4 protein-coding genes are annotated in these 2,073 nt (G+C 40.2%); all 4 read left to right on the top strand.

Annotation, left to right across the window (positions count from 1 at the left end):
- Positions 1-765, top strand: a 765-nt coding sequence (locus Ga0451573_RS18815; protein WP_231685733.1) for a peptidoglycan-binding domain-containing protein, incomplete at its 5' end; no start/stop codon positions are given.
- Positions 766-769: 4 nt separating this feature from the next.
- A complete protein-coding gene (locus Ga0451573_RS18810) occupies positions 770-1,156 on the top strand; it encodes a hypothetical protein (protein ID WP_231685732.1) in 387 nt (128 codons plus the stop codon).
- 355 nt (positions 1,157-1,511) lie between these two features.
- Complete coding sequence (locus Ga0451573_RS18805) at positions 1,512-1,745, top strand: hypothetical protein (protein ID WP_231685731.1); 234 nt, start codon at positions 1,512-1,514, stop codon at positions 1,743-1,745.
- Positions 1,746-1,794: 49 nt separating this feature from the next.
- The gene (locus Ga0451573_RS18800; RefSeq protein WP_231685729.1) at positions 1,795-2,034 is read left to right on the top strand and encodes a hypothetical protein; all 240 of its coding nucleotides are present in this window, start codon (positions 1,795-1,797) and stop codon (positions 2,032-2,034) included.
- The last annotated feature ends 39 nt before the right edge of the window (positions 2,035-2,073 follow it).

Genomic DNA, 2,073 nt, shown 5'->3' with positions numbered 1-2,073 from the left:
AAGCAATGGTTTGCAGGAAAAGGTGAAGATGTCAAACAGCTGCAGGTATTCCTGAGGAATAAGGGTTACCTGGATGGGAAATATGTAACCGGATATTTTGGCGCGATAACCAGAGACGCCTTGACTAACTATATGTACGGCAATAAAAAGGTTTCGCAGCCGAGTGTGGCTAAGACTGCTGGTACAAGTGGTCAGGGGACGGGTGGAAGTGGTGGATTAATCGGAGAATTTAAGAAAATCCCAAGTACCATAGCGTCAGGCGTAAAAGGTGGGGTTGGGGCTTTTAATGAAGCTGTCGAAAAGCAGCCTGTAGCTGCTTCGGTGATTGGAATACTTAATGAACCTGCGGATTGGGCGGTTACCTTCAGTGACTGGGGGCGTGGCGACTTTAGAGCAACCGACATTACGGCATTATTGCCGATACTCAGCCATGGCATGGTTCGAAGTGCAGGTAATGCTTTAGATGCTGCATCTATTCGTTTTACTCAAGATAGTATTTCAGCAACATTTAAGGACGGAAGAACAGTTGACCAGTTAACAAATGGTTTGAGGTCTGGTACAATAGCACCTAACAGCGTTCCATCAATCAGAATTTTTGAGCAAAACGGAAACCTTTATACTTTAGATAACCGTCGACTGTATTCATTCCAACAGGCAGGTGTACCAGTTCCTTATAGAATGGCGACTCTGGATGAAATTCTAAATGAATCGTGGAAATTCACTTCAAAAAACGATGGTGTTTCAATTATTGTAAGAGGAAGGTGAGAAGATGCAGCTAAAAGTATTAACTACACAAGTTGAAATTCATACCACTCCATTAGAATCTATATCTATGGATACTAGCAAAATTACTTTGGAATTTGACGATTCCACAGAGAAACGCTGGAGAGCATCATTTTGTCCTTATCAAGGATTTAAGGTTTCAACAATTGATTGCTATGCTACTAAGCAGTTACTTGTGGATGGGAAAAGACCTTTTTATTTACTTGAAGTTATTAACTCAAGATGGATTATGGAACTTCATTCAGTATTAAAAGCAAAAGACGAAACCGCAGACTTTCTTAATAAAGCCCACCACTATATCTTTCCTTTTCAGGATATTATTGTGGAAGTTGTTGCTTGGGACAACTTCAAATTAGAAGAAATAAGACCCTAATTTTGTCCCATACTGGTAATAAATGAACCTCAAGTTAGTTCGTATATATACGCTCTTGAGGTTCTTCTTTTATGGTTAGTCTTCAAATCTTTTATTCTAAGAATCGAAGACAAGGCTAAACCAGATCATACTGTCTTTAAGGTAGGCAGAAAAGAATTATTACCATTAATTGATGAAGCTTGGGTTAACAGGGGGGCTTCAATTACACAGGCAAATGGACGCGAAGTATTTACAGTGCTGGGTACATAGTAGGTTCTCAAGGTGAAAACGCTGTTGAGATCATAGTTAACAAGGGTACAACTGAAATTATTACGGTATACCCAGTATCTGTTCCATAAAGTGGAGGGGGTATATTATGTTTTGTCCAGCCTGCAAAGAACAAGGATTGGTATGTAAAGCAAAGATTAAAAAACTAAAAAAAACAATTTATGTTTGCGATGAGTGTGAAACTACTTGGCAACAGGGGGAACTTATAACAAATGATAAATTTGTTCAGCTTGAACAATTCATGAGAGAAATTGGCCTTAAAGGCCTATGGACAGAATTGGAAGATGTAAATAGTGAATGGGATAAAAAAGGAGAACGATAAACAGGAATAAGTATCATACGGATATGATGCCGCCGGGAATCTGACTCAGATGGTTGACCCCACAGGAACCACAGATTATTATTATATTAACGGACGTCTGGATACGGCTTCATATTCCGGAAACGGAACTGAACTGAAATACCAGTACGATTCCCTGGGCAGCTTAACCGCGGTCAATGCCCTGAAAGGCACAGATGCGCTCTACTCAAACCAATACCGGTACAATGAACGCAATCTCCTGGACCAGTTGACTGACCCATACTCGATTTGCCGGACACAGCTTAGTTAGGATAAAATATAGCTGTGGGGAGGCAATGACATGAAAAAT

It is taken from the genome of Phosphitispora fastidiosa (assembly GCF_019008365.1).
GTDB classification, from domain to species: Bacteria; Bacillota; Thermincolia; order Thermincolales; family UBA2595; genus Phosphitispora; species Phosphitispora fastidiosa.
This window is presented reverse-complemented; position numbering and strand designations above follow the sequence as displayed.